Genomic DNA, 24,281 nt, shown 5'->3' with positions numbered 1-24,281 from the left:
CAATGAATTTAAAAGAAACGTTTATCTTCCAAAGCCATTGCTTTTAACAACTCACACGGCGCAAACCGCTCACCATATTTGGCTTCATGCTCATCCAGTAATTCAACAAGACGTTTGATGCCAATGTGGTCCATGTAATGAAAAGGGCCCCCAAGGAATGGCGGAAAACCAATGCCAAATATCGCGCCAATATCGCCGTCACGTGCCGATTTAACCACGCCTTCATCTAAGCAACGAGCCGCTTCGTTCAGCATCATCAACACACAACGCATTGACAACTCATGGGCCGAAAGCTGACTTTTAAGCTCAACACCCAACAAGCTATAAACTCGCTTGTCGACTTGCTTTTTATTGCCATCATAAACGAAGAAACCTTTGCCACTTTTACGTCCTTTGCGACCATCATTCAGCATCACATCAAACACGTCCGGCGCACGGAATCTCTCACCCAACTCATTCAGTAAGATAGGGCTGATCTTAGCGCCAATATCGATACCGACCTCATCGAGCAAGGTCACGGGGCCAACAGGAAAACCGAAATCAAGCAGCGCAGTATCAATATGTTCTACAGATTCGCCCGCTAATAACGTCATCGCAGCTTCATTCATGTACGGTGCAAGAATACGATTTACATAGAAGCCCGCTTTGTCAGCGACCACAATCGGCGTTTTTCCCTGCTTTTTCGCCAACTTGACCACGGTTGCGACGGTTTTTTCTGATGTACCCGCATGTGGAATTACTTCCACCAACGGCATCTTGTCAACAGGGCTAAAGTAATGCAGACCAACAACATTTTCAGGACGCTTTGCACCTGCTGCGATTTGGTGAATCGGCAACGATGATGTATTGGTAGCAAACAGCGTCGTGTCACTGAGTGCCCCTTCTACTTCAGCGATCATTTTGTGCTTAAGATCCAAATCTTCAAACACGGCTTCAACCACAACATTACAGCGATCCATGCCGCTGTAATCGGTGGTTCCGCTGATCCGAGCCATCTGAGATTGAAGATCTGCTTTGGAAATAATGCGACGTTTACGCTTTTTATCAAGCAGCTTGTAGCTGTAATTCATCGCGTTGAGCAAACCATCATTGCTCACGTCTTTGATGCGAACAGGCAAGTTAGCTTTCGTGGCTGACACGTTTGCGATACCCGCACCCATTAGCCCTCCGCCTAAAACAGCTACGCCTGTCACCGGATCAGGTTCTGCATCTGCTCCGGTTTCTTTTTTCATGGCGGTGGTCGCGAAAAAAATACTACGCAGTGATGCCGATTCATTGGTCATCACTAGCTCGCCAAAGCGTTTGGCTTCAAGCGCCAACCCCTTCTCGACACCTTTGTCTAAACCATGCTTGATCACTTCAAGAATGGCCTCCGTGGCGGGGTAGTTACCGCGGGTTTTTTCTCGTGTTTTTTTGGCAGCCTGATCAAACACAACCGAGCGCCCTAATGCATTGCCGCCCATCGCCCAGTTTTGCCAGCTGTTCTTGCGCTTCAGTTTACTTTTCAACGCCAACTCTTCAGCCACTCGAAGCAATACCGATTGCGGCACGACATCATCAACCACGCCCATTTTCTTGGCTTTTTTCGCACGAAGTTGTTTGCCCGTAAGGATCAAATCGAGCGCACCCGCCACGCCAACCAGACGAGGTAGGCGTTGCGTACCGCCCGATCCCGGAAGTAGACCCAATTGTACTTCTGGCAAACCTAGGCGAGTTTTATCATCGTCAGTGGCTATTCGGCTGTGACATGCCAGCGCCAATTCAAGGCCGCCACCCAAGCAAGGCCCATGAATTGCGGCAACCACATGAAACGGCAGTTTCTCGATACGTGAGAAAAGTTTTTGTCCTTGCTCTGCAATCGCTTGTGCGTCTTCTGCCGTTTCACAAGCATCCAGCATGCGAACGTCAGCACCAGCCACAAAGTTATCGGGCTTGGCGGAATACATCACCAAGCCTTTGATACTGCTATTGCCCTCAAGCTCAGTCAAAATCGCACTAATTTCGTCAACAAATGTGGCTTGTAGTGTGTTCATGGTTTCACCAGGAACATCAATACTCAACCAAGCAACGCCGTTGTCACCGTGGCTCAGTGAGAATGCATTTGGGGTCATTGATTCACTCATTATTCGGCCTCCAAGATCATTGCCGCACCCAGTCCACCCGCAGCACATGCGGTATTCAAGGCTAAACCACCACCGCGACGACGCAGTTCATTCAATGTTTGCGTGATCATTCGTGCGCCTGTTGCAGCAAATGGATGCCCAAAGGCCAAAGAGCCGCCAAGTACATTGAATTTGTCCATATCAATCTCGCCGATGGCCTGATCACGTCCCAGTTTTTGCTGAGCAAACGATTTAGAGCCAAACATTTTCACGTTCGCCAATGCCTGAGCTGCAAACGCTTCGTGCATGTCAATCAAGGTCAAATCAGCGAGGGTAATACCTGCACGATCTAACGCCATTGGCGTTGCATACGATGGCCCCATCAGCATGTCATGTTCAACTTGAATTGCCGCAAAAGCGTAAGAGCGAATGTACCCTAATGGCACGAGCCCCAATTCTTTCGCTCGTCCTTCTCGCATTAACATCACAGCGGCAGCGCCGTCGGTAAGTGGTGTACTGTTTGCGGCAGTGACAGAGCCATGCTTGCGATCAAACGCTGGACGTAACTTGGCGTAAGTCTCTACGCTTGAGTCTTCGCGGATGTTGTTATCTTTATCAATCCACGCTCGATAAGGTTCAGGGAAGGCTGTCATCACTTCATCGCGTACCAAACCATCAGCCCATGCTTTTGCCGCCAAACTATGTGAACGATGAGCAAGCGCATCTTGATCTGCTCGGCTAATCTGGTGGCTCTTCGCCATCTGCTCGGCTGTCTGCCCCATACTCAACCCGGTAGAGTACTCAGCAACGGCAGGCGGTACAGGCGCTAGGTCTTTCAGAGACAGCTTGCTTAATAATTTAAGGCGTTTGCTCAGCGTTTTCGCCTTGCTGAGAGCAAGCAAGGTTGCAGCCATTTTTTTCGATACGCCAATAGGAAGAACAGAAGAAGAGTCCGCACCACCCGCGATGCCAATATCGACAGTGCCAGACATGATGCTTTCGGTGACATTAACCACTGACTGGAAGCTAGTCGCACAGGCTCGGCTCACACTGTAGGCATCGGTATGAATATTCATGCCCGTACCTAGCACGATTTCTCGTGCAATGTTTGGCGCTTCTGGCATTTGCACCACCTGACCAAACACAAGCTGGTCAATCAGCTTGGGATCAATCGCGGTACGATTTAGCATTTCACTAACAACCATTTTGCCAAGATCGACGGCGGGCACATCAGCATATGCGGTAGATTGTCGTGCAAACGGGGTACGAAGACCCGCCACAACAGCGATACGTTCTCCCTGACGGGTCGTCAGGTTCTGGGGAGAGTTCATTGCCGCTCCTTGCTAGCATTAGAGGTCAGACCAGAAGAGTGTAACCAATTTGTTATCAGATTAAAACGGGCGTTTAATAAAATCCGCGTGACAAATATAGACAGGGGCGACAATTTTGCGAGAAAAATGATGCCTTAGCCGCGAAAACTCTCTCTTGTCGGGGTCTCGACAAGTGCAATTTGAGAAAAAGGGATACGATAAACACCTTGCTTAATCAAGAAATTAAGCAAAAAAAAACCACACCTAATCAGGTGTGGCAACGTATGTGGAAAGCAATCACGTATGAAAATCAATTAACGTAAAGCCAATTGCAAATCAGGTCTAAGACCTGAGGAGAAAGTAAAGTCAGCCTTCAAAAAAGGAAGTTTGTCATCTTGCTCAACACAGTCACACGCAGCCAAGGTTCGGTAAACCAACGAAACCTACAACGTGCTCCCAGATGACAGTGCCTACTATACTCATTGGAAACAGACACTTTTTGAAGCAGATCAATTTTATGTTTGATTCTTCATCAACTCTTGTGTGGACACTAGGTTAAAACATGCTCGACCATTATGCGCGACGATCTCCATACGACCGCTATGGAGATTATTGGCTTAATAGTGAGATATGAGGAACCTTGAGTTTTTCAAAATCTAAGAAGACGAAGTCACGAGGTAACATGTGTATCTACCCGTAAAACAGAGACTTTCAGGGAAAGTGAAATGGTTTTGAAAATTTTTGGGAATAAATCGTCAACATCCAAGGTCTCTATTGATATGGAAAAACAAAGACGATACGAAGCGCTCGTGAGAGCTTGGCACCGAGATCTATATCGCTACGCATATTGGTTGACGAAAGACCAGCATGTAGCAGAAGATCTTGTTCAGGAGACATGTCTTCGTGCTTGGCGATCGCTCGATAGCCTTCAAGATGATAACGCTGCGAAAGCATGGTTGATCACCATACTTCGCCGAGAGAATGCGCGCCGGTTTGAGAGAAAACAACTCGAATTGGTTGATATTGATGACCACCAAGTGCCAGACAATACACAGCCCAGTGAAGAAGCATCTGTGGAGCAACAATGGCTTCACAAGCAAATAATGCGCTTGTCACCCGAGTACCGTGAGCCTCTTGTTTTACAGGTCATGGCGGGGTTCAGTGGCGAAGAAATCGCTGAGATCATGGATCTCAATAAAAATACAGTAATGACACGTTTGTTCAGAGCGAGAAACCAATTGAAAGAGTTCATGGACAGTCAAAACGATACGCAACGAGGAGCGCAGAATGGACGAGCTTGAATTTCGCCGCCGCCTTCTTGCTGATCCTCAAGATCAAGACCCTGAAGTATCGGCGGCAAAAACGGATTCACCTGCCAACCAAAAATTGGCAGCAGAACTTGAGAATTTAGATGCGTTGATTGATCAAGCGCTACGCGTTGATGTGCCTGACGACTTAGTCGATAAGGTACTGTTTAAGCAAAGCAGTGATGTGATCCGAGAGAATCGTAAGCCCAAGTTCCATCTAGCCATCGCCGCCTCCATCGCGTTTGTGTTTGGGGTTATGCTAGGTCAATTCAATTGGCAAACGCTCCCGATTTCGCCAATACAGCAGAACTTAGGTCAGATTGCGCTGCAACATTATTACAATGAGGCACCGTTTGCCCTAAAAGCCAATGAAGGGGCAAGCATTCGACAAGTGAATGCCAAACTGTCTCCATTGGGAGAAAGCTTTAGTGGTAGTTTGCCTGGCACGGTGTCGTACCTAAATCACTGTAGTTTTGATAGCAAACATGCTGTCCATATGGTTTTGAAAGACGAAAACGGCAATGACTTCACGGTATTTGTGGTTCCTCAGCAAACACCAGAAATGGAAACTTATAGCGATGGCAACATGGAAGCCATTTCACTGCCAACCAACAACAGCAGTGTGATTGTTGTCGGTAAAGAAGGCGCTGATATTCTCCCTATTGCTGAGCAATTAAAGCTTCATTTGAACCAAAAAGCCTAAACACACACTCTATTACATTTAAAAAGGGAGCCTTCAGCTCCCTTTTTGTTTTCCATAAAGAACAACAACCTGCACGCAGATACTACGGTTAAAGAACAGTGTCCTGTAACTGGTCAGATTTCCAAATAACAACCTTCGCAATAGAATCCGCGCAGCTTATATAAAAAGCACAAAACTATAAAACTACTATAAATTTCATTGGATTAATTTCACCATGAATAAGAAGCGTCTGTTTATCCGTTCAGCAGTGGCAATTGCTGTAGCGGTAAGTTCTACGTCAGCTCTCGCAGCTGGTTTCCAGTTAAATGGTCAATCGGCTACTGGCCTAGGCCGTGCATTCGCTGGTGATGCAGTTATCGCTGATAACGCATCTGTTATGGCACGTAACCCGGCTGCAATGGCAATGTTCGATGCACCAGAACTGTCTTTGGGTCTAATCGCAATTGATACCGATGTGGTAGTGAAAGGTACAACCTACTCGCCTATCATGCTTGGTGAACGTTCGTTGAACGATGCACAAGCTGGTGACATTTCGTATGTACCAAACATTTTCTATGTTCACCCAATCAATGACAAGTTTGCTGTGGGTGCAGGTATTTACTCAAATTTCGGTACAAAAACTGAATTCGATACCAGCTATGCAGCCAATGAGCTAGGTGGCCTCACGGACGTTAAAAGCGTCAACTTTGCTTTAAGTGGATCATTCCGCGTTAATGAACAATTAAGCTTTGGTGCTGGCGTCGACTTTATTCAAGGCACAGGTAAACTGAAGCGCTCTGGTCTTGAATATGTGGGCCAGGCTATTCCACCATTTGCTGACAGTGTTGGCGATAACATGCTTAACATTGACGCTGAAGGGACAGGCATTGGCTGGAACGTAGGTACTGTTTATGAAGTCAACGAGAAGCACCGTTTTGGTCTAAGCTACCGCCATAGCCCAGATATCAAAGCTGACGGCGATACCATGATCTACAAAGGTGAGCAGCTAACCGGAGATCTCGTTCTTCCTCTGCCAGACATCGCTGAGTTCTCTGGTTACCACTTGCTGACCAACAAATTTGCTATGCACTACTCAGTTCAGTGGATTGAGTGGAGCACTTTTGACAAGCTTGCGACGACAGATGGTGTTGTTCTGAATGAGTACAATTGGCAGGACGGCATGCACTACTCGATTGGTGGTACTTACTACCTGAACAACGACTGGACACTTCGTGCTGGTTACATGTATGACACCAGCGCACAAGATCAGAAGAAATCAATTTCTGTACCTGATTCAGATCGCCAATGGGTATCTGCAGGTTTCACCTATCAGGCAACCAAGAACTCAACCATTGATTTCGGTCTGACTTACCTAATGGGTCAAGATGTGGAAGTGAATGACAAGTTAGTGACAGACCTGCCTGGTGGCGGTGAACTTCAACTGTCTGAAATCAATGCGACCACCCGCGCTAACGCTTGGTTGTACGGCGTTCAGTACAGCTACCAGTTCTAATCGAGAACAGCGTACACTGAGGGGAGCTTTTGCTCCCCTTTTTTCACGTCTGCAATCCAAAATGCCAGTATTCCACGCTACTTAGGGGAAATTTCAGCGCACACCAGTACGCTATACCAACCATTTCACTATACACGTGTTCGCCCAAATTCAGCGTACATGTGTTCCAAACCAACAAATCGTTAGATAATATCTCCACTAAACAAATAAATAACGATATTTACATCCAAAACCTTCTTGTTCAACGCATCAAAATTGCATATGAAATTTTGGTCAGTACCCTATACCGACCTCCAAAAACAAGAAATACATAATGAACAAGAACAAAATTCTACCGTTGGCGATTGCTGCGGCACTTGGCTCTCTATCTTCAACCTCTGTTATGGCTGCTGGCTTTCAGCTTGCAGAATACTCTGCAACAGGCCTAGGACGCGCTTACGCTGGCGAAGCAGCAATGGCGGACAATGCCTCTGCGCAATTCCGTAACCCAGCAATGCTGACGTATTTGGAAGGCACTCAAGTGTCTACCGGTCTTATCTATGTAGACCCAAATGTAGATGTCAATGGCACCACGACTCAAACAAATCCGCTTACGCAGCAATCAACCAAAACAGCGACGTCATCAAAAGACTTTGCAGACTCAGCGTTCATTCCAAACTTCTATGTGTCACACCAAGTGAATGACCAAGTTTTCCTTGGCCTAGCACTAAGCTCTAATTTTGGTATGCACACTAAACTGGATGACAGCTTCAAGGGCACCCAGTTTGGCAACGAAGCTTCTGTGATGACCATGGAAATTAACCCAAATGTTGCGTACCGCATCAACGACCAATTCTCTATTGGTGGTGGCGTGCGCTTTGTAATGGGTGAAGGCAGCATTGGTGCTAAGAGCTCTGCTGATCTAAAGAACCCTTTTAACGGCACTGTTGTCGTCCCATCTGGCACCACACTAAAATACATGGAAGGTGACGATACCTCTTGGGGCTGGCAAGCTGGTGCAGCATGGCAGATCAATCCAAACAACCGCGTCGGTTTTAACTACCGTTCAGAAGTAGATTTGCGCCTAGAAGGTCACGCTACTGGGTTGGCATTCGGCACAACAACCAAACAACTGGCTGGTAGTATGGGTCTAACCCTTCCAGCAACGGCTGAATTGGCGAGTTACCATCAGTTAACCAATAAAGTTGCAGTGCACGCGAGCGTAAACTGGACAGATTGGAGTACCTTCGAGAAGCTGGAAGCCAATATTCCGTCTCTCTCTGAGCCAACTCAGATCGTCAAAAAAGAAAACTGGAAAGATAACTACCGCTTCGCAGTCGGTGCTACTTACGAGCTTAACGACAAAACACAACTTCGTTCAGGTGTGGCTTATGACACCTCAGCTGTCGACGACGCAAACCGTACTATCACGATTCCAGAAACTGACCGTCTGTGGCTAAGCCTAGGTGCCGGCTATGCGTGGTCAAAAGATCTTACGCTCGATGCAGGCTTCACCTACATCTTCGCAAAAGATGCTGATGTTGTTGAACCACGCCCTGGTATTGAATCTGATGCATCAGGTGCGGCATTCGGCGGTACATTTGAAGGCCAAACAACTGGCAGTGTATGGCTGGCTGGCGTTCAGGCAACATACCGCTTCTAAGGTAATGATAATTGGCGAACTAGATAACGCTCGCCTTTATCGTTGAAAAAAATGGCCACTCATTGAGTGGCCATTTTTGTTGCTATTTGTTTATACCAATTGGATTAAGTAGGTGGTCATAAATTTGCGTAGGGAAAATCGTCAAGAGCAAGGAAGATATTGCAGTAAGTAGTTATTCTACCTACAAAATATCTGACGCCGCTATTGTCGATTTTAACCAGCAAGAATGACCGAATATTTAATCAGATTGGTATTACTACTAATTGCTATCTGTTTAGTACTAATAGTTATCTATTTCGTCTAACAAATCTTCGTCGAAATACGCATCATCAGGTTCAGGTTCTTCAATGGCTTGACCACCTCGTGCCTTGAAGTCTTTATGCTGTAAATATGCATCGCGGGCAAATGCATAAGGATCTGGAGAATTTTCCAGCAAAGGCTCTTGCGGCACAACAGCGGCTCGGCTTTCCATTCCATCGAGTGCCCACTTAATGATCGACTGCGGCAATGTCAGCAGGGACAATGGCGGATAAATATCGTCGACCAAGTCACCAGCACCTTCCCGTAGCGTTATCGGCCCATAAACTGGCACCATGAAGTAAGGGCCTTGACCAATATCGTAATAGCCCATGGCGTCGCCAAACTGACGGTCGTCTAGTTTTTGAATGTTCGCCGCAGAGGCTATATCAATTAGGCCGCCCAAACCAAACACGGTATTCAGCCAGAAACGATTAAAATGCGTTAATGCCGCATCACCTTCTAGCATTACAAGACTGTTTACCATGCTCGCGGGCTCTTCAAGGTTGCCGATAAAGTTAGAGAGGCCGGTTCTTGCAAAGCTTGGCACAAAGTTGACGTAAGCCAGTGACACTGGACGCGCCACGTATGGGTCGAGGTAATCGTAGTTCAATGACCACATAACGCGATTGAAACCCTCAAAGGGGTCATTCGGGTGCGAAACATCAAACTCAGCGTTTGTTTCCGCATCGACAGTAGCGTCATCCGGCGACTGAGCACAGCCACTCAATCCAATGATCACGCCAACCGCTAATATCAGACGTTTCCACATCGTTTTTATCTTTCCTAAAAAATAGGCTGGTTATTCACCAGCCTTATCCATGTTTTACCAAGTATACCTGAGTCGAATCAAAATGCATGTGTGGGTAAATACCCTGCATTGATCTTGTTCAGGCTTAACACCATCAGTTCTGTTGATTAATGATGATTTGAGATGACTCTCCCAGTGAAAATGGCTGGCTCTGACCATACCAATCACCGTCTTTGGTCATGACATTACCATCGCTATCAATGCGCGCTTTCACTAACACATTCGGCAAAGATGACATTAGACGCTCTGGGATCATGCTATCCGCATCGGTCAGTTCCACACTCAAGGGAAAGCGACTTAACGGCAAGCGTTTTGCCGCCACTGGCATCGGAGCACCGTCTGCCGAGTGTACTGATACAATGAGAACACCTTCATTAGGAACACTGACTTCGTCACCCAATGAAATAGTCACAGAAACACTTTGGCCGTTGCCAGCACCCGCTTGTGCTTGAGCACGTTCAATGCTGCGCTCTAACATAACACCACGCGGGTCATTTTCAGGAAGTAGTTGCTTCATCGTTGACCAAGCAGCAATGGCTTCATCAAAAGCACCACGTTCAAACGCTTCAAACGCGAGTAAAGACAGTGCTTGAAGGTTGCCGTGATCTACCCTAACCACCTCACGAAGCATATCGCGTGCTTTGTTAACGTTGGTTTCATCGCCACTAAGCATGAGCGACTGCGCGTAGCCCAGTTTCACATCGCTATCTTCAGGCATCAATCGATAAGCTCGACTCATTGCACCTTCAGCGGTTTGAATATCGCGGTTCGCTAGACCAATACGCCCTAGCAATAACCAGCCCATCGCGTCATCAGGCGTTTGAGATAACTTGGTTCTCAGTGCTAACGTCAGATCAGCCATTTCCTGATCCGTCATCGGCTCTTGGCTGTCAGACATCAGTCGGCTTGATAACTCTGGCAATTTAGCCGCAGTTTCTTGCCAATGAACCACTTTCTGCTGGTTGCCCGTCGTCAAATACAGAGCGTAGCTCAGTATCACGAGAATCAATACGCCAGGCAGGAGCATCCAAGGTGCTACGGTACTTTGAGTTTGTACTTGCTTACTTTCTGGTACGTCATCTAACAGGGACTGTTGAAGCTCAACAGCCAACTCACCTTGGTTGTCCACCAAGCCTTCATCAGCTTCTTCATTCAGTTCATCCATGCGATCACGGAAAAATGCTTTATTTAGCTCGTCACGACTGGCCGCTTCATCTTGGTCTTTCCCACGATAAATCGGCACAACAAAGATCGCGACAGAGACAAGTACCATTAAGGCTGTGATCAGCCAGAACCACAATTCGGTCATCCGTTTGTATCCTTGTTATTTTTATTGGCGGACTGTTTCTCTGCCGCGTTATCACCTAACAGTGCAGCAAGACGCGCTTGCTCTTCTCCATCAAGTTCAACCTGTGCGGCTTTTGCTTTCGGTTTACGACTGCGCACTACCAACACGGTGAAGCCAATCAATACACACAGAACTGGGCCAGCCCACAAAATTAACGTCGATGCCGTCAGCGGCGGATTGTAGGTCACAAAGTTGCCGTAACGCGCAACCATGTATTCCACAATCTCATCTTCATTCTTGCCTTGCTTGAGCATCTCGTAGACCTTCAAGCGCAGATCTTGCGCCAAGCCTGCATTCGAATCGGCAATGTTGTTATTTTGACACTTAGGACAACGAAGCTCTTTCCCCAATTGGTGGAAAGCAGCTTCTTGTGCTGGGTCATCAAACTCATAAACCTCAATGGCTGCGGAGACCGAAAACGCCACGCTGCTTGCCAACACAAGTGCTAACCAAAAGCGCTTAATCATCCCTTAGCCTCCGCCAGCATTTGCTCATACATTGGCCCAAGCTTGTCTTGCCAATTTTGCGAATTTACATCGCCAACGTGGCGGTAACGAATCACACCGTTAGCATCAATAAGGAAGGTTTCTGGCGCACCATATACTCCCAAATCAAGGCCTAGCATACCGTTGCCATCAAACAAGCTGACCAAGTACGGGTTACCCAGTTGGTTTAACCAGCCAATCGCTTTTACACGATCATCTTTGTAGTTAAGACCAATAATCTTTACGCCATTTGCCGCCAATTCATTTAGGTAAGTATGCTCGGCATAACACGTTGGACACCACGTTGCCCAGACGTTGAGCAGCAGCGGTTGGCCTTTAAAAATGTCTTGATCATACAGCTTGCCCGCTTCGGTCAGATCTTCGAGACGGAACTCTGGCACTGGTTTACCCACCAGTACAGATTCCAACTTGGTTGGGTCATCACCGTCGGCGTTTTTACCTAATTGGATAAAAAACACCGCGACCAACACCATGAAAAGTACGAGCGGTATAAAAAGTAAAGGACGTTTCATGCTTACGCCTCCTTCACGGGTTCAGTAGATACGGTCGATTCCGATTTCTGACGGAAACGGTAGCGTTTGTCTGACATCGCCAATATGCCACCTATGGACATGACCAATGCACCAAACCAGATCCAGCGAACAAACGGCTTATAGTAAATTCGAATCGCCCACGCACCATCAGGTAGACGCTCACCCATGGCAATGTACAAATCGCGAGTAATGCCGCGATCGATATCGGCTTCCGTCATCATTGAGCGCTGCACGGTGTAAAAACGCTTCTCTGCATGCAAAGTGTTAATGCGCTTGTCACCACGATAGATGTCAAAGTCAGCCACGTAACCGTCATAGTTCGGACCGTCTTTGTCACGCAGACCTTGGAAGTGGAAATCGTAACCTTGGATTTCTACGCGATCGCCCGGTGCCATCTTCACATCACGTTCGATGTCATAATTTTGCACCATAGCGATGCCTAATATTGAGATAGCAAGACCGATATGGCCGAATACCATTGCCCAGTGACTTCTGCCTAACTTGCCAAGCCCTGCCATAAAGTCATGGCGATGCGTTGCACGCTGATAGACTTCGACAGATTGCATGATAATGACCCATAGGCCCATCACCGCACCTAAGGCTGCAAGTGGTTTAAACACGTCAGCAAAGAACCAAACGAGTCCAATACCCAAGGTGACTGAAATCAGGCCACTGACAATCACTTCTTTTTTCACGTTTTTAAGGTTGTCTCGCTTCCATCGAATCAGCGGACCAATACCGAGCAAAAAGACAAAAGGAACAGAAAGCCACGTAAACAAAAGATTGAAGAAAGGTTCACCGATGGACACAGACCCTAAACCAATCTGTTTGTGAACCAAAGGCAATAGCGTACCAAGAAGCACGACCATGAGCGCAGCGACTAAAAAGATATTGTTCGCTAGCAGTACGTTTTCACGTGATACCAATTCAAAGTTACCGCGTGAACGCACCTCTGAAGCACGTAATGCGTAGAGCAGCAATGAACCACCAATGACTGCCACGAGGAAGGCAAGAATAAACAAACCACGCGCGGGATCGGACGCAAACGCATGAACCGAGACCAACACGCCGGAACGAACCAAGAATGTGCCGAGTAGACTGAGCGAGAAGGCAGAAATCGCCAATAGTACGGTCCACGCTTTAAACGTGCCGCGTTTTTCCGTTACCGCGAGCGAGTGCATCAAAGCGGTACCTGCCAACCAAGGCATGAATGAAGCGTTTTCTACTGGATCCCAGAACCACCAGCCACCCCAGCCAAGTTCGTAGTAAGCCCACCAAGAGCCCAGTGCGATACCCAGCGTCAAAAATACCCATGCAGCCGTTGTCCAAGGACGAGACCAACGCGCCCACGCCGTATCGAGGCGACCCGCCATCAAAGAAGCGATCGCAAACGCAAACGCGACGGAGAAACCGACATAGCCCATGTATAACATTGGCGGGTGAACAATTAGACCCGGATCTTGAAGCAGCGGGTTAAGATCGCGTCCATCGACGGGGAAGTATGGCAAAGTGCGTTCAAATGGATTTGATGTCACGATGATAAATAGCAAGAAGCCTACGCCAATCATCCCCATAACAGCGAGTACACGAGCAACCGACTCTTGCGGCATACCACGGCTAAATACCGCCACAGCCAGCGTCCAACCTGCTTGGATCAACACCCAAAGTAGCAAAGAACCTTCGTGCGCACCCCAAACCGCCGTCAGCCGGTAGTACCACGGCAATGCACTGTTTGAGTTACTCGCCACATAACTGACGGTAAAATCGTTGGCGTAAAATGCCCAACTCAGTGCGATAAATGACATCAGCAACATCAAGAACATGCCGATAGCCAGTGGTCGCGCTGAGCGCATCATGGCTTGGTTTCCGATCTGCGCACCCCACAGTGGGTAGATACTAAGTAGGACCGAAAATCCCAAAGAAATAATCAGGGCAAAATGCCCCAGTTCAGCAATCATTAGTAGCTACCTTGTTTTTGCTGTTCAGTGTATTCAAGCGGTTGGTGATTTTTGTTCATCGCTTCTGCAATTTCAGGTGGCATGTATTCTTCATCATGCTTAGCAAGCACTTCCTGTGCACGAACAGTGGTCGCATTCACCAGCTCACCTTGTGCCACGATGCCCTGCCCTTCGCGGAACAAGTCAGGGAGAATACCGTCAAACTCAACCGTTACCGCTGGGCCAATGTCTGCCACTTTAAACGTAACTTTCAATGATTCAGGGTCACGGCTTACTGAATCTTCAACCACCATGCCGCCAATACGTAAACGCTGACCAACATAAGGTTTCGAACCATCCGGCTTACCTTCCACGATTTCGGTTGGGGTATAGAACAAGTCCATATTTTGATTTAACGCATACACCACTAAACCAACCGTTGCGCCTACACCAAACACTAGAGCGAGAGCTAGCCCTAAGCGTTTCTTGCGTCTTGGGTTCATAACGTGTTCTCCATATTTTGGGCTTTCTTGATTCGTTGCTCTCGGGCAACTCTGTTCTTTATTTCACGAATAAGTTTGCGACGAGTGAAGTGAGCCGAACATACGACCCAAAACATAGCCAAAAATGTAATCGCAAATGCACTCCACACATAGCCGGCATAGCCACCCATATCTAGAAATGCGGAGAAGGAAGTAAAATGCATGATTAGGCTCTCTCTACCAATTCACGAGCCCAAGGACGATGCGACTCGCGCTGCAGGATTTTGTTTTTTAGCGCCATCAAGGTCGCCGCACCAAAGAACAAAGCAAAACCTATAATGTTTAACAACAGAGGCCAAAGCATGTCTGACGCAATAGACGGTTTGGCGAATTTGGTAATAGTCGCCCCTTGGTGTAGGGTGTTCCACCATTCTACCGAGAAGTGAATGATCGGCAGGTTAATAACCCCAACCATGGCAAGAATGCCTGCAGCACGGCCTGCTGTGCGATCATCTTCAAACGCATTATACAGTGCGATAACACCCAAATAGAGAAACAACAGAATCAACTCTGAGGTTAGACGAGCATCCCATACCCACCAAGCACCCCACATTGGCTTACCCCATATTGCGCCAGTGACTAGCGCAATAAACGTAAACACAGCCCCCACGGGTGCCATCGCGGCTGCAGCCCAATCAGAGGTTTTAATTTGCCAAACCATGCCTATGAATGCCGCGATCGCCATCGACATGTATGCACCCATTGACCAAATAGCCGCCGGCACATGAATGTAAATGATACGGAAGCTGTCACCTTGCTGATAGTCGGACGGCGCAAACGCCAACCCCCACACCGTTCCGGTAACCAGAGACAACAATGCCAGCACAGCAAACCATGGCAGAAGCGTGTTACATAGCTTGTAGGTTGCTTCTGGCTTAGCATAAGGATGAAGCCATTTCCACATTACTCAATCGCTCTTATTTAATTATAAAATTTGGGTTATTGAACGCTCACGCGCAGCGCTGCAGATACTGCAAACGGTGACAACGTTGCTGAACCAACCAATAGTGCGCCTAAAATGGCCAATTGACCGTTAATTGGGAAACCATTCGACGCCATATCAATCGCAGATGTTGCAAAAATTAATACTGGGATGAAAAGCGGCAATACGAGCAAACTCAAAAGCACGCCACCTTTACGAAGACCAACCGTTAGCGCTACACCAATCGCGCCCAAAAAGCTCAGTGTGGGAGTACCTAACAGTAGGGTCAATACCACAGCTTGATAAGTCGCCCAATCCAAAGAAAGCAATACGGCTAATAGTGGGCTTATGATCAAAAGCGGCAAGCCCGTCAGTAGCCAATGCGCCACTATTTTGGCAAAGGCCAATACTGATAATGGTTCGGGCATGAGCAACATTTGCTCCAGCGAACCATCAATAAAATCATCGCGAAACAGACGCTCTAACGACAGGACCGCTGCCAGCAATGCAGCCACCCAAATAATACCGGGGGCAATGTCCGCCAATAAGTTTGGTCCAGGGCCAACACCTAAAGGGAACAACATAATAACGATAATGAAAAACCACAACGGGTTAAGCATGTCTGACTGGCGACGAAACGCGATCATCAGTTCTCGTCGAATCATTTGATACATGGCTGAGCCCATCATTCACCCAACCTAACGCGACGCAACAACGTATTGCCTTCAAACATATCTTGGTGCGTAGTAAACAACACCATACCGCCACCATTCACATGTTCCTGAAAGAGAGTCTCCAATACCTTTACGCCTTGTTTATCGATGGCGGTCAGAGGCTCATCCAAAATCCAAAGCTTTGATTGGCTAATCCAAAGCCTCGCCAACGCCACGCGGCGGTTTTGCCCAGCCGACAATTGAGCCGCAGGCACATCTTCTCTTCCTGCTAAACCAACACGTGCCAACGCATCCCACAACACAGACTCATCAGCGTCACCGTGCATCTGCTGGTAAAAAGCAAGATTTTCAAACGCAGTGAGCTCTCGCTTCACACCCGCACTATGACCAAGGAAGAGCAAGTTACTGTAGAACTCTTCTCTTACCTTGGTAACGGATTGTCCTTGCCAGCGCACATCGCCAGATTCAGCCAAACCCAAGCCCGCAATGATTCTCAATAGGGTGGTTTTGCCCGCGCCGTTGGGGCCTTCAACTTGCACAAGTTCACCGGGTGACACGGTAAAACATAGATCTTCAAACAATACTCGTTCATCACGAATACTGCTGAGTTGATGCACTTCCAACATGAGAAATTAGCGTTCCCGGTAAAGTATTCAAAATTATGCCCGATAATAACATAGAGGGTTTTAGACCGTTAGCGGTGCGATAACGGTCTGGCACGTCGAGCGTTAATAATTGTGAGTAAATATGAAAATAGATAACACCAGCAACATCAAAGTACTAACGCTTGAATCCATTAAGAGCAATCTCCATGAGAAATTGTTGAATATTGGTCAAGAAAAAGCCGTGCAGCTCCCTCAAACACAGCTTGCTTCTTCACAACTTTCGCAAGTACTCAGACTGATCAACCTCTTTCCCTTGTTGATGCATTCACCTTCACTTTCTTCACCAGCCAAAGCCCCCGACACCCATGCACTCAATACCACCATGACACCTAGCATGCTGAGTATCTTGCTAAAAACGCTTGTGATGCCAAACACACCAGAACTGGCCGCAAAATGGCTATCAAATCGGCAATCAGACAAAGCCCTACTCGATGCCTTGCGTCAAGTAACAACGTCGATGGCAGACAATGATGGCAATGGAAAAATCAAAGCGCTATTGATGCTGTTAACGGAGCAAAGAGTGCTCGACGGAAATAAAACCAATGAATATCATTGGTACTTCCCTCTTAGCCATGTATCTCCCACACCTGTTCATATCACAGCCAAGAAAAAGACCCTCGGAAGACGAAAAAAATCCCACTGGAGCATCAGCGTCAATCTCACACTGTCAAAACGTCGACACCTCACAGCGACGGCAGATATCTACGATCAGTCTTTAGCGTTGCGATTTACCACTGACTCAGCGAGCCTAGAGAAACTAATCGAACAATCGCTTCCCGCGCTAGAGCAACAATTGAGTAAGCATCATATTTGCGTCTCTCAGTGCGAGATTAACGTCAGTGAGAACACAGAGCCAACATCGGTAGAACACGGAGTGAACATTCAAGTATGAAAAATCCCAAAGCAGCCATCGCCCTTCGCTATGATGGGGTCAATGCGCCACAAGTTAGCGCAAAAGGATACGACGCATTGGCGGAAAAACTGATTGAAGAAATGGAGAAAAATGGAGGGTTGGTGCATAGCGATGAAGCGCTAATGAACTGGCTTTCTGCTTTGGAGATTGGAGATGAAGTACCAGAGTCTGTGTATCTGGTTATTGCTGAATTGATTGCATTCGCATGGTATTTAGACGGAAAAACCCCGCCCGGGTGGGAAGGGTCTGTCGTTAACCAATCGGTGTAAGCACCATTGGTCTTTGCGAGACGCTTTAGCTGAGGGACGACAAAAAAGCCTTATCGCACCCATTTATCACCGAGATTTCATCAATCACGGTGCCAGCCTTAGGAAGTCATTGAGAGTGACTATCTCACCAGTCGTTGCTTTCGGATGCTCAACAAAAGTTCCGCTTCTGCTTTAGGAAGATCACACTCTTCCATTAGCTCATGAATATCAGCACCCAGTTCAACCATCTTACTTGCCCGGCTATACAGTCGGCCATCTGGATCGTGCATTTCCAGCTCGTTTTGCTTATCTACCAAGTCATCGAATCGTTGGGATAGCTCAGCAAGCTTTTGGCTCATACCAATTGAGCCAGCACGCAATTCATTAAATTGCTTTGATAAACTCTCATGTTGTTGGCGAGAGTTTTTAAACAACAACTCCATGGCTTGGAATTTAGCATCCAGAGTCAGTCTCGCTTTCTTCTCTCTGCGTATTAGCACGAACGCAACCACCGCTACGATGATAGACACACCGAGCGGTAGCCAGTGCAACACGACGTCAAGCATTAGAGCATAGCCATGTCTGACCACTCGTCATCAGAGAGTAGCTTGTTCAAATCAACAAGGATTAGCAGGCTGCCATTGCGGTTGCTAACGCCTTGAATGAACTTAGCACTTTCATCCGTACCCACACTTGGTGTGGTGTCGATTTCAGATGTTTTGAGGTAAACCACCTCAGCCACACTGTCGACCATAATACCGATGACTTGTGATTCAGCTTCGATAACAATCACACGAGTGTTATCGCTTACATCGCCTTGCATCAAGCCAAAGCGAGAGCGAGTATCGATAACTGTAACCACGTTGCCACGAAGGTTAATGATGCCCAGTACATAGTCTGGTGCACCTGGTACCGGCGCGATTTCGGAATAGCGTAAAACTTCTCTAACCTGCATAACGTTAATGCCGTAGGTTTCCTCTTCCAGCTGGAAGGTCACCCACTGTAGGACCTCGTCATTCACGTTATCTTTTTGAACTTCAGCTACCTGAGACATTTGTTTTCCTCTTTACGTGCTGTGCTGCGTCAATTACGCCAACGCGTTGGCATCTATACCTTGATTTAGCATGGCAATCAGCGCTTCGACGTGAATCAATGCGCACATTTTTTCTTTTACTAGTCCGGCCAACCAAGGCCGTTTGCCTGCTTGTTCACGCCATCGCACTTGCTCTCCCTTGAGGGACTCTGTGCCTAAAAGGGAATTGCATGCCAATCCCCATTTACTGTCACCCAAGAGCACAATATAACTATAGCCTTCGCGATGGCTGTTATCCGTTATTTTTTCTGGCATTACCCACTTCGCGGTATCGACAACATCAAGCTGTTGATCTCGCTCGGTTTGCAAGCCCAAATACCAGTCTGGTCGACCTATCAAATGATTACAGTCTTCTAGCCGATGAATACCACCCAACTCTGCCAGTGGCACAGCATACGTCACACCAAATGACTCAAAGAACAGCACTTGAAACGCATGCTCTGAAGCAATGTTCTTCCAAGGTGGTGCGATATCTTCGCCTTCTTGAACCTCAGGTTCTGCGTCCGTCTCAATATCCGGCTCAACATACGCCACTTCGTCTTCGAGAAGGTCTTCCGATACGGGTGTCTCAATCTGTTCAACGACCATGTCGTCAATACCAATATCAACTTGTGGTTCGACATAAGCCGTTTCGGTAGCAATATCTTCTACTACTGTCGTTTCTGAGTAGGTCTGTATGTCGACGACCACATCGTCAACGACATGATTTTGCTCAAGTACTTCGACAGGTGAATCTGTGTCGACGTTTGTCTCGAGGTTTATCGCGACCTCTGTTTCTATCGCGATTTCAGCCTCAACCTCGGCTTGAACTTCAACCTCTGCTTGGACTTCAACCTCAACGTCAACTAGCTCTTCTACTTCGACCTCTAACCCATCTTCAAGCTGAAGCTGACTGAGCAACTTCTCAACCGAAGACAAATCACGCTGTTGTTTCGTGAGCGTGGCGCCAGCAAACAGCGGGATCGCTTCAACCTTTGCGGGCTGCAATTTTAACTCAGTGACGCCTGCGACATCTGTTGTCACATCCGTGTCTGTCCGCTGCTGATCATCATCTTCCAGCAACGCATCAAAATAATCGTCCAGCGCCTGAACACTGGATAACGCACGGCTATCTTTCATCCTGTTCCAGTCGCTCCAAATAAGAAAGCAGCGTTTTGTATGCAAAAACGCCGCGACAATTCTTCGCGTAATACGATGGAGGCATATGCTTTAAGCTCGCATCACGGAATTTCGTGTCAATCGGTACTGCGGATGTCCAAACCTGATCGGGGTAACGCACTTTCAGCTCTTGTAATGTTTCCAAAGACGCACGGGTACGCTTATCGTACATGGTTGGAACAATACACACTTTAAAAGCAGAACTGCGTGATTTCTGCATGATCTGTAAAGTGCGAATCATGCGCTCCAAGCCTTTCATGGCCAAGAACTCAGTCTGAACAGGAATGAGAATACGGTTACTCGCCGCTAGTGCATTCACCATCATTACCCCCAAGATCGGCGGGCAATCGATAAGTGCATAGTCGTATTCGTCTTCTAGGCAAGCCAATGTCTTTTTAAGCATTAGCCCCATGCCCCCTCGATTTCCCATCGCTCTGTCCAATGTCGCAAGTGACATATGAGAAGGCAGTAAATCGAGGTTCTTATATTCTGTGTTTAGAATGAGTGGTTTAACCGTATCTCGGCTTATAGTCTGGAGTTGAAACAGGTCAAAAAGCGTTTGTGGCAACGTCTCTGAATCGTAATTCAGATACGTCGTTAACGAAGCGTGGGGATCGGTGTCGATCAACAATACGCGCTTGTTTCTTTCACTGAGAAGCCCAGCAAGCGTAATGGTTGAGGTTGTTTTCCCAACACCGCCCTTCTGGTTTGCAATGCTCCAAACTATCACAGCCGCTCCTTATACCAGATTGAGCTCAACGAGGATCCGTTCGGCAATACGATCAAGAGGTAAATCTTCTGTAGAAATTCCTGCTTTTGCCACTGCTTGCGGCATCCCGTAAACCACACAGCTATCTTCGTCTTGCGCCCAAACGGTTGAACCTTGTTGTTTCAGCATTCTCGCGCCATCTCGGCCATCAGCACCCATTCCGGTGAGTACCATCGATAGCACTTTATCGCCATATACATTTGCAGCAGAGCCAAAAGTCACATCAACACATGGCTTATAGTTCATTCGATCGCCGCCATCAATGATTTTGACACGGGTAGCGCCTGGGCGTCCATCGATCATCATCTGCATACCGCCTGGCGCTAAATATGCCGTCCCAGCCTTGAGTGGTTCGCCGTCTTGCGCTTCTTTCACTGAAATTTTGCAAAGGCCATTGAGACGTTGTGCAAAAGCCGAAGTGAATGTGGAAGGCATATGCTGAATCAATAAAATGGGCATTGGGTAGTTAGCAGGCAATGCACTCAGCACTTTTTGTAATGCAACCGGCCCACCCGTTGAGGTACCAATCGCCGTCAATTGATAGCGTTTGCCGCTGGCTTTGAAACGCCCCATTGGCGTGACTGGACGTGCTGGTGGGGTCGCCGTTGCTAGACCGCTACTCGCCATTGGTCGAGTCGGTGTTCGTGTTGGGGTCGCACCAGAAGACAATGATGTTGCCATTGCGGGTGCAGGCGTGACTGCAGGACGGCGCATAAACGTGCGTTTACGCGCTATTTCGTTTACACGCTGTTGAAGCAGTTTGACTGCGTCATCACGGTTGCGCGCAATATCTTCGAATTTTTTCGGCAAGAAATCGAGCGCACCAGCATCTAACGCATCCAACGTCGCTTTGGCACCATCATGTGTCAGTGAAGAGAACATCAAAATTGGCGTCGGATTAGTGCGCATAATCTCGCGCACCGCCGTAATGCCATCCATCACAGGCATTTCGATGTCCATCGTGATTACATCAGGTTTTAGCTTTGCCGCTTTGTCGACGGCCTCTTTACCATTGACTGCACAGTCAATAACTTCAAGACGCGGATCCCCGTTAATAATTTCACTCACTCGGCGGCGGAAAAAGCTTGAATCATCCACCACCAAAACTTTCACTGACATGTCATTCCTTATAATTATTATCGGCCAGCGTAACGCTTAAGCAGATTTGGCACGTCCAAAATCAATGCAATATGACCATCACTGGTGATCGTTGCACCCGCCATGCCCGGCGTACCTTGCAGCAGTTCATCCAATGGTTTGATCACCACTTCTTCTTGTCCAATCAATGAGTCCACCACAAATGCGATAGGTTGATGTCCCATTTGAACAATCACAACATGGCCGCTATCTCTGACTGACGCACGCGTTTTGCACAGCCAATCTTGTAGATAAAACAATGGAATAGCTTTCTCACGAACAATGATAGTCAATTGACCGTCCACTGTATTGGTGCGAGACAAATCCAAGCTTATGATTTCATTAACATTAGACAATGGGAATGCAAATGGGTTGTTACCAATACCCACCATTAGCGTTGGAAGTATCGCCAACGTCAACGGCACTTTGATTGAAATAATCGTTCCGCGACCCAATACGGAATCGATAGAAATCGTACCGTTCAGCTGGGTGATCGCAGTTTTTACTACATCCATGCCTACACCACGACCCGAGATATCAGAAATCTCAGTCTTGGTGGAGAAGCCTGGTGCAAAAATCAGATTAAATGCTTCGGTATCCGTCAAACGGGCAGCTGCATCAACGTCCAAAACACCACGATTCACCGCGATACCACGGAGTTTTTCCGCATCCATACCGCCGCCATCATCTTCGATGGTTAGCAGAATATGGTCACCTTCTTGTGATGCCGCCAACGTAACGGTGCCCACACGAGGCTTACCATTTTGCTCACGAACATCTGGCATTTCTATGCCGTGGTCAACCGAGTTACGCACCAAGTGGACCATTGGGTCAGCGAGTGCTTCAACCAAGTTTTTATCAAGGTCCGTTTCTTCGCCGCGCATTTCAAGCACGATATCTTTCTTAAGGCTTCGCGCTAAGTCGCGTACAACGCGAGGGAAACGACCAAACACTTTCTTGATCGGCTGCATACGCGTTTGCATCACTGCGCCTTGCAAATCAGCCGTTACAACATCAAGGTTGGTAACCGCTTTCGCCATATGCTCGTCATCACTGTTCGCGCCCAGACTCACCAAACGGTTACGCACCAACACTAGCTCACCGACCATATTCATGATGGTGTCGAGTGTTGACGTATTCACACGAACGGTTTGCTCTGGTTGAGCAACAGGTGTTTTCTTCTCTTCCACTTTTGCAGGTGGCTTGGCAACGGTTGCTGGTGGCTTAGCTGCTGGCGCTTCTGCTTTTGGAGCTGGTGCAGGGGCAGGCTTTGGCTCCACTTTTGGTGCAGCTGCGGGCGCTGGCGCACTCTTTGACGCATCTGCTTCGATTGGGCTTTTACCCTGTCCGTGCAGTTCGTCTAACAGTTTTTCAAATTCGTCATCAGTGATTTCATCACTGCTTGGGCTTTCAACCGATGAGTTTTGTGGTGGTGGTGTCGCCTGAGCAGCATCACCATCAAGCGCCGGCCCCTTGCCCGAGCCATGAAGCTCGTCTAGCAGACGGTCAAATTCATCATCTGTCATGTCACCACTGTCCGCAGCGGGAGCCGGTGCGGCTGCCTCGCTTGGCTCTGAGCCATTCGCAGTAGGAGATTGACCTTTACCGTGCAGTTGATCGAGCAAACGGTCGAATTCATCATCGGTAATTTCGTCGACAGAGTCACCAGCTATTGCTTCGCCTCCCTGAGCTGGGGCTTCAGCCACAACTTCGGGTTCAGGTTCAGGTTCTGGTTCTGGCTCAGGTGCTACAGCTTCTGGCTCGGCTTCGTCTTCTGAAGCAGGTTTGGCATACTTGTGCAATGCTTCCAACAATGCTGGGTCAGCCGCTGGGGCTGGTTCGCTTTGTTGCACGCATGCAAACTGCTCATTCACCGTATCAAGCGCCTGCAGAATAATATCCATGACTTCAGCGTTGAGTGGGCGGCCACCGTTACGGAGGTTATCAAAAATATTTTCAGCACCGTGGCAAGTATCTACCAGCTCTGTGAGTGACAAAAAGCCTGCGCCACCTTTAACCGTGTGAAATCCTCGGAAAATTGCATTCAGCAAATCTCGGTCGTCTGGTGTTTTTTCCAGATCCACGAGTTGTTCGGACAATAGTTCTAGAATTTCCCCTGCTTCGATCAAAAAGTCCTGCAGGATTTCTTCATCCATTTCAAAGCTCATAACG

General features: G+C 47.7%; 24 protein-coding genes. 6 read left to right on the top strand and 18 right to left on the bottom strand.

Going from position 1 to position 24,281, the window contains the following annotated elements; genetic code table 11:
• Window positions 1-8: 8 nt before the first annotated feature.
• Window positions 9-2,123 carry a fatty acid oxidation complex subunit alpha FadJ gene (gene fadJ / locus L4D06_RS00795; protein WP_429737520.1) on the bottom strand — a complete coding sequence of 705 codons (2,115 nt, stop codon included), beginning with the start codon at window positions 2,121-2,123 and terminating at the stop codon, window positions 9-11.
• Window positions 2,123-3,433 carry an acetyl-CoA C-acyltransferase FadI gene (gene fadI / locus L4D06_RS00790; protein ID WP_429737519.1) on the bottom strand — a complete coding sequence of 437 codons (1,311 nt, stop codon included), beginning with the start codon at window positions 3,431-3,433 and terminating at the stop codon, window positions 2,123-2,125. The genes fadJ and fadI overlap by 1 nt, the downstream gene beginning before the upstream one ends.
• A 704-nt stretch (window positions 3,434-4,137) precedes the next feature.
• On the opposite strand from fadI, the gene L4D06_RS00785 reads away from it, so the two are divergent.
• The 4 genes from L4D06_RS00785 to L4D06_RS00770 all read left to right on the top strand — a co-directional run bounded on the left by L4D06_RS00785 (window position 4,138) and on the right by L4D06_RS00770 (window position 8,556).
• On the top strand, window positions 4,138-4,713 hold the full coding sequence (locus L4D06_RS00785; protein ID WP_028024816.1) for a sigma-70 family RNA polymerase sigma factor: 576 nt from the start codon (window positions 4,138-4,140) through the stop codon (window positions 4,711-4,713).
• On the top strand, window positions 4,700-5,422 hold the full coding sequence (locus tag L4D06_RS00780; RefSeq protein WP_429737517.1) for a DUF3379 family protein: 723 nt from the start codon (window positions 4,700-4,702) through the stop codon (window positions 5,420-5,422). Before L4D06_RS00785 ends, L4D06_RS00780 begins: the two co-directional genes overlap by 14 nt.
• A 214-nt stretch (window positions 5,423-5,636) precedes the next feature.
• Window positions 5,637-6,914: an outer membrane protein transport protein gene (locus L4D06_RS00775; RefSeq protein WP_429737516.1), complete on the top strand. Its 1,278-nt coding sequence runs from the start codon at window positions 5,637-5,639 to the stop codon at window positions 6,912-6,914.
• 313 nt (window positions 6,915-7,227) lie between these two features.
• Window positions 7,228-8,556, top strand: coding sequence for an outer membrane protein transport protein (locus L4D06_RS00770; RefSeq protein WP_429737514.1), 1,329 nt, complete (start codon window positions 7,228-7,230; stop codon window positions 8,554-8,556).
• A gap of 280 nt (window positions 8,557-8,836) precedes the next feature.
• Here L4D06_RS00770 and L4D06_RS00765 read toward each other — a convergent pair whose 3' ends face one another.
• From L4D06_RS00765 to ccmA, 10 genes are all read right to left on the bottom strand, one after another.
• A complete protein-coding gene (locus L4D06_RS00765; RefSeq protein ID WP_274163335.1) occupies window positions 8,837-9,625 on the bottom strand; it encodes an MlaA family lipoprotein in 789 nt (262 codons plus the stop codon).
• Window positions 9,626-9,758: 133 nt separating this feature from the next.
• On the bottom strand, window positions 9,759-10,973 hold the full coding sequence (ccmI, locus tag L4D06_RS00760) for a c-type cytochrome biogenesis protein CcmI (protein ID WP_429737513.1): 1,215 nt from the start codon (window positions 10,971-10,973) through the stop codon (window positions 9,759-9,761).
• The gene (locus L4D06_RS00755; RefSeq protein ID WP_274163506.1) at window positions 10,970-11,476 is read right to left on the bottom strand and encodes a cytochrome c-type biogenesis protein; all 507 of its coding nucleotides are present in this window, start codon (window positions 11,474-11,476) and stop codon (window positions 10,970-10,972) included. Before L4D06_RS00755 ends, ccmI begins: the two co-directional genes overlap by 4 nt.
• A complete protein-coding gene (locus L4D06_RS00750; RefSeq protein ID WP_274163337.1) occupies window positions 11,476-12,030 on the bottom strand; it encodes a DsbE family thiol:disulfide interchange protein in 555 nt (184 codons plus the stop codon). The genes L4D06_RS00755 and L4D06_RS00750 overlap by 1 nt, the downstream gene beginning before the upstream one ends.
• A gap of 2 nt (window positions 12,031-12,032) precedes the next feature.
• Window positions 12,033-14,009, bottom strand: a complete 1,977-nt coding sequence (locus tag L4D06_RS00745; RefSeq protein WP_274163338.1) for a heme lyase CcmF/NrfE family subunit — start codon at window positions 14,007-14,009, stop codon at window positions 12,033-12,035.
• The gene (ccmE, locus tag L4D06_RS00740) at window positions 14,009-14,491 is read right to left on the bottom strand and encodes a cytochrome c maturation protein CcmE (RefSeq protein WP_274163339.1); all 483 of its coding nucleotides are present in this window, start codon (window positions 14,489-14,491) and stop codon (window positions 14,009-14,011) included. Before ccmE ends, L4D06_RS00745 begins: the two co-directional genes overlap by 1 nt.
• Window positions 14,488-14,694 (bottom strand): heme exporter protein CcmD, encoded by a 207-nt coding sequence (gene ccmD / locus L4D06_RS00735; protein WP_429737512.1) that lies wholly within the window; start codon window positions 14,692-14,694, stop codon window positions 14,488-14,490. Before ccmD ends, ccmE begins: the two co-directional genes overlap by 4 nt.
• A gap of 2 nt (window positions 14,695-14,696) precedes the next feature.
• The gene (locus L4D06_RS00730; protein WP_274163341.1) at window positions 14,697-15,434 is read right to left on the bottom strand and encodes a heme ABC transporter permease; all 738 of its coding nucleotides are present in this window, start codon (window positions 15,432-15,434) and stop codon (window positions 14,697-14,699) included.
• 35 nt (window positions 15,435-15,469) lie between these two features.
• Complete coding sequence (gene ccmB, locus L4D06_RS00725) at window positions 15,470-16,138, bottom strand: heme exporter protein CcmB (RefSeq protein WP_274163507.1); 669 nt, start codon at window positions 16,136-16,138, stop codon at window positions 15,470-15,472.
• Window positions 16,138-16,752, bottom strand: a complete 615-nt coding sequence (ccmA, locus tag L4D06_RS00720) for a cytochrome c biogenesis heme-transporting ATPase CcmA (RefSeq protein ID WP_274163342.1) — start codon at window positions 16,750-16,752, stop codon at window positions 16,138-16,140. The genes ccmB and ccmA overlap by 1 nt, the downstream gene beginning before the upstream one ends.
• A 121-nt stretch (window positions 16,753-16,873) precedes the next feature.
• On the opposite strand from ccmA, the gene L4D06_RS00715 reads away from it, so the two are divergent.
• Both L4D06_RS00715 and L4D06_RS00710 read left to right on the top strand, forming a co-directional pair.
• Window positions 16,874-17,683, top strand: a complete 810-nt coding sequence (locus tag L4D06_RS00715; protein WP_429737511.1) for a flagellar hook-length control protein FliK — start codon at window positions 16,874-16,876, stop codon at window positions 17,681-17,683.
• Window positions 17,680-17,973 carry an EscU/YscU/HrcU family type III secretion system export apparatus switch protein gene (locus L4D06_RS00710; protein ID WP_429737510.1) on the top strand — a complete coding sequence of 98 codons (294 nt, stop codon included), beginning with the start codon at window positions 17,680-17,682 and terminating at the stop codon, window positions 17,971-17,973. The genes L4D06_RS00715 and L4D06_RS00710 overlap by 4 nt, the downstream gene beginning before the upstream one ends.
• 119 nt (window positions 17,974-18,092) lie before the next feature.
• Here the strand turns inward: L4D06_RS00710 and L4D06_RS00705 are convergent, their stop codons facing one another.
• Genes L4D06_RS00705 through L4D06_RS00680 form a run of 6 tightly spaced genes read right to left on the bottom strand, consistent with a single transcriptional unit; the run spans window position 18,093 to window position 24,277 of the window.
• Window positions 18,093-18,518 (bottom strand): DUF2802 domain-containing protein, encoded by a 426-nt coding sequence (locus tag L4D06_RS00705; RefSeq protein WP_274163345.1) that lies wholly within the window; start codon window positions 18,516-18,518, stop codon window positions 18,093-18,095.
• Entirely contained in the window at window positions 18,518-19,006 is a 489-nt protein-coding gene (locus L4D06_RS00700; RefSeq protein ID WP_028024799.1) for a chemotaxis protein CheW, read from the bottom strand. The genes L4D06_RS00705 and L4D06_RS00700 overlap by 1 nt, the downstream gene beginning before the upstream one ends.
• Window positions 19,007-19,039: 33 nt before the next feature.
• Window positions 19,040-20,164, bottom strand: a complete 1,125-nt coding sequence (locus L4D06_RS00695; protein WP_429737508.1) for a chemotaxis protein CheW — start codon at window positions 20,162-20,164, stop codon at window positions 19,040-19,042.
• Window positions 20,154-20,933 (bottom strand): ParA family protein, encoded by a 780-nt coding sequence (locus L4D06_RS00690; RefSeq protein WP_274163347.1) that lies wholly within the window; start codon window positions 20,931-20,933, stop codon window positions 20,154-20,156. Before L4D06_RS00690 ends, L4D06_RS00695 begins: the two co-directional genes overlap by 11 nt.
• A 9-nt stretch (window positions 20,934-20,942) precedes the next feature.
• Window positions 20,943-22,091, bottom strand: a complete 1,149-nt coding sequence (locus L4D06_RS00685) for a protein-glutamate methylesterase/protein-glutamine glutaminase (RefSeq protein WP_274163348.1) — start codon at window positions 22,089-22,091, stop codon at window positions 20,943-20,945.
• A 17-nt stretch (window positions 22,092-22,108) separates the two neighbouring features.
• A complete protein-coding gene (locus tag L4D06_RS00680; RefSeq protein ID WP_429737507.1) occupies window positions 22,109-24,277 on the bottom strand; it encodes a chemotaxis protein CheA in 2,169 nt (722 codons plus the stop codon).
• Window positions 24,278-24,281 lie beyond the last annotated feature (4 nt).

It is taken from the genome of Enterovibrio makurazakiensis, assembly GCF_050336585.1.
GTDB lineage: Bacteria > Pseudomonadota > Gammaproteobacteria > Enterobacterales > Vibrionaceae > Enterovibrio > Enterovibrio gelatinilyticus.
The sequence above is the reverse complement of the archived record's forward strand: the minus strand, read 5'-3'. Positions and strand labels throughout refer to the sequence as shown.

Bases quoted from the DNA above. Each gene is read 5' to 3' on its own strand.
- ccmI (WP_429737513.1), bottom strand. From the start codon at position 10,973: ATGACCGAATTGTGGTTCTGGCTGATCACAGCCTTAATGGTACTTGTC.
- L4D06_RS00695 (WP_429737508.1), bottom strand. From the start codon at position 20,164: ATGAAAGATAGCCGTGCGTTATCCAGTGTTCAGGCGCTGGACGATTAT.
- L4D06_RS00775 (WP_429737516.1), top strand. From the start codon at position 5,637: ATGAATAAGAAGCGTCTGTTTATCCGTTCAGCAGTGGCAATTGCTGTA.
- ccmD (WP_429737512.1), bottom strand. From the start codon at position 14,694: ATGCATTTTACTTCCTTCTCCGCATTTCTAGATATGGGTGGCTATGCC.
- L4D06_RS00705 (WP_274163345.1), bottom strand. From the start codon at position 18,518: ATGCTTGACGTCGTGTTGCACTGGCTACCGCTCGGTGTGTCTATCATC.
- L4D06_RS00680 (WP_429737507.1), bottom strand. From the start codon at position 24,277: ATGAGCTTTGAAATGGATGAAGAAATCCTGCAGGACTTTTTGATCGAA.
- L4D06_RS00770 (WP_429737514.1), top strand. From the start codon at position 7,228: ATGAACAAGAACAAAATTCTACCGTTGGCGATTGCTGCGGCACTTGGC.
- L4D06_RS00750 (WP_274163337.1), bottom strand. From the start codon at position 12,030: ATGAAACGTCCTTTACTTTTTATACCGCTCGTACTTTTCATGGTGTTG.
- L4D06_RS00715 (WP_429737511.1), top strand. From the start codon at position 16,874: ATGAAAATAGATAACACCAGCAACATCAAAGTACTAACGCTTGAATCC.
- fadI (WP_429737519.1), bottom strand. From the start codon at position 3,433: ATGAACTCTCCCCAGAACCTGACGACCCGTCAGGGAGAACGTATCGCT.
- ccmA (WP_274163342.1), bottom strand. From the start codon at position 16,752: ATGTTGGAAGTGCATCAACTCAGCAGTATTCGTGATGAACGAGTATTG.
- ccmB (WP_274163507.1), bottom strand. From the start codon at position 16,138: ATGGGCTCAGCCATGTATCAAATGATTCGACGAGAACTGATGATCGCG.
- L4D06_RS00710 (WP_429737510.1), top strand. From the start codon at position 17,680: ATGAAAAATCCCAAAGCAGCCATCGCCCTTCGCTATGATGGGGTCAAT.
- L4D06_RS00780 (WP_429737517.1), top strand. From the start codon at position 4,700: ATGGACGAGCTTGAATTTCGCCGCCGCCTTCTTGCTGATCCTCAAGAT.
- L4D06_RS00745 (WP_274163338.1), bottom strand. From the start codon at position 14,009: ATGATTGCTGAACTGGGGCATTTTGCCCTGATTATTTCTTTGGGATTT.
- L4D06_RS00765 (WP_274163335.1), bottom strand. From the start codon at position 9,625: ATGTGGAAACGTCTGATATTAGCGGTTGGCGTGATCATTGGATTGAGT.
- fadJ (WP_429737520.1), bottom strand. From the start codon at position 2,123: ATGAGTGAATCAATGACCCCAAATGCATTCTCACTGAGCCACGGTGAC.
- L4D06_RS00685 (WP_274163348.1), bottom strand. From the start codon at position 22,091: ATGTCAGTGAAAGTTTTGGTGGTGGATGATTCAAGCTTTTTCCGCCGC.
- L4D06_RS00700 (WP_028024799.1), bottom strand. From the start codon at position 19,006: ATGTCTCAGGTAGCTGAAGTTCAAAAAGATAACGTGAATGACGAGGTC.
- L4D06_RS00785 (WP_028024816.1), top strand. From the start codon at position 4,138: ATGGTTTTGAAAATTTTTGGGAATAAATCGTCAACATCCAAGGTCTCT.
- ccmE (WP_274163339.1), bottom strand. From the start codon at position 14,491: ATGAACCCAAGACGCAAGAAACGCTTAGGGCTAGCTCTCGCTCTAGTG.
- L4D06_RS00730 (WP_274163341.1), bottom strand. From the start codon at position 15,434: ATGTGGAAATGGCTTCATCCTTATGCTAAGCCAGAAGCAACCTACAAG.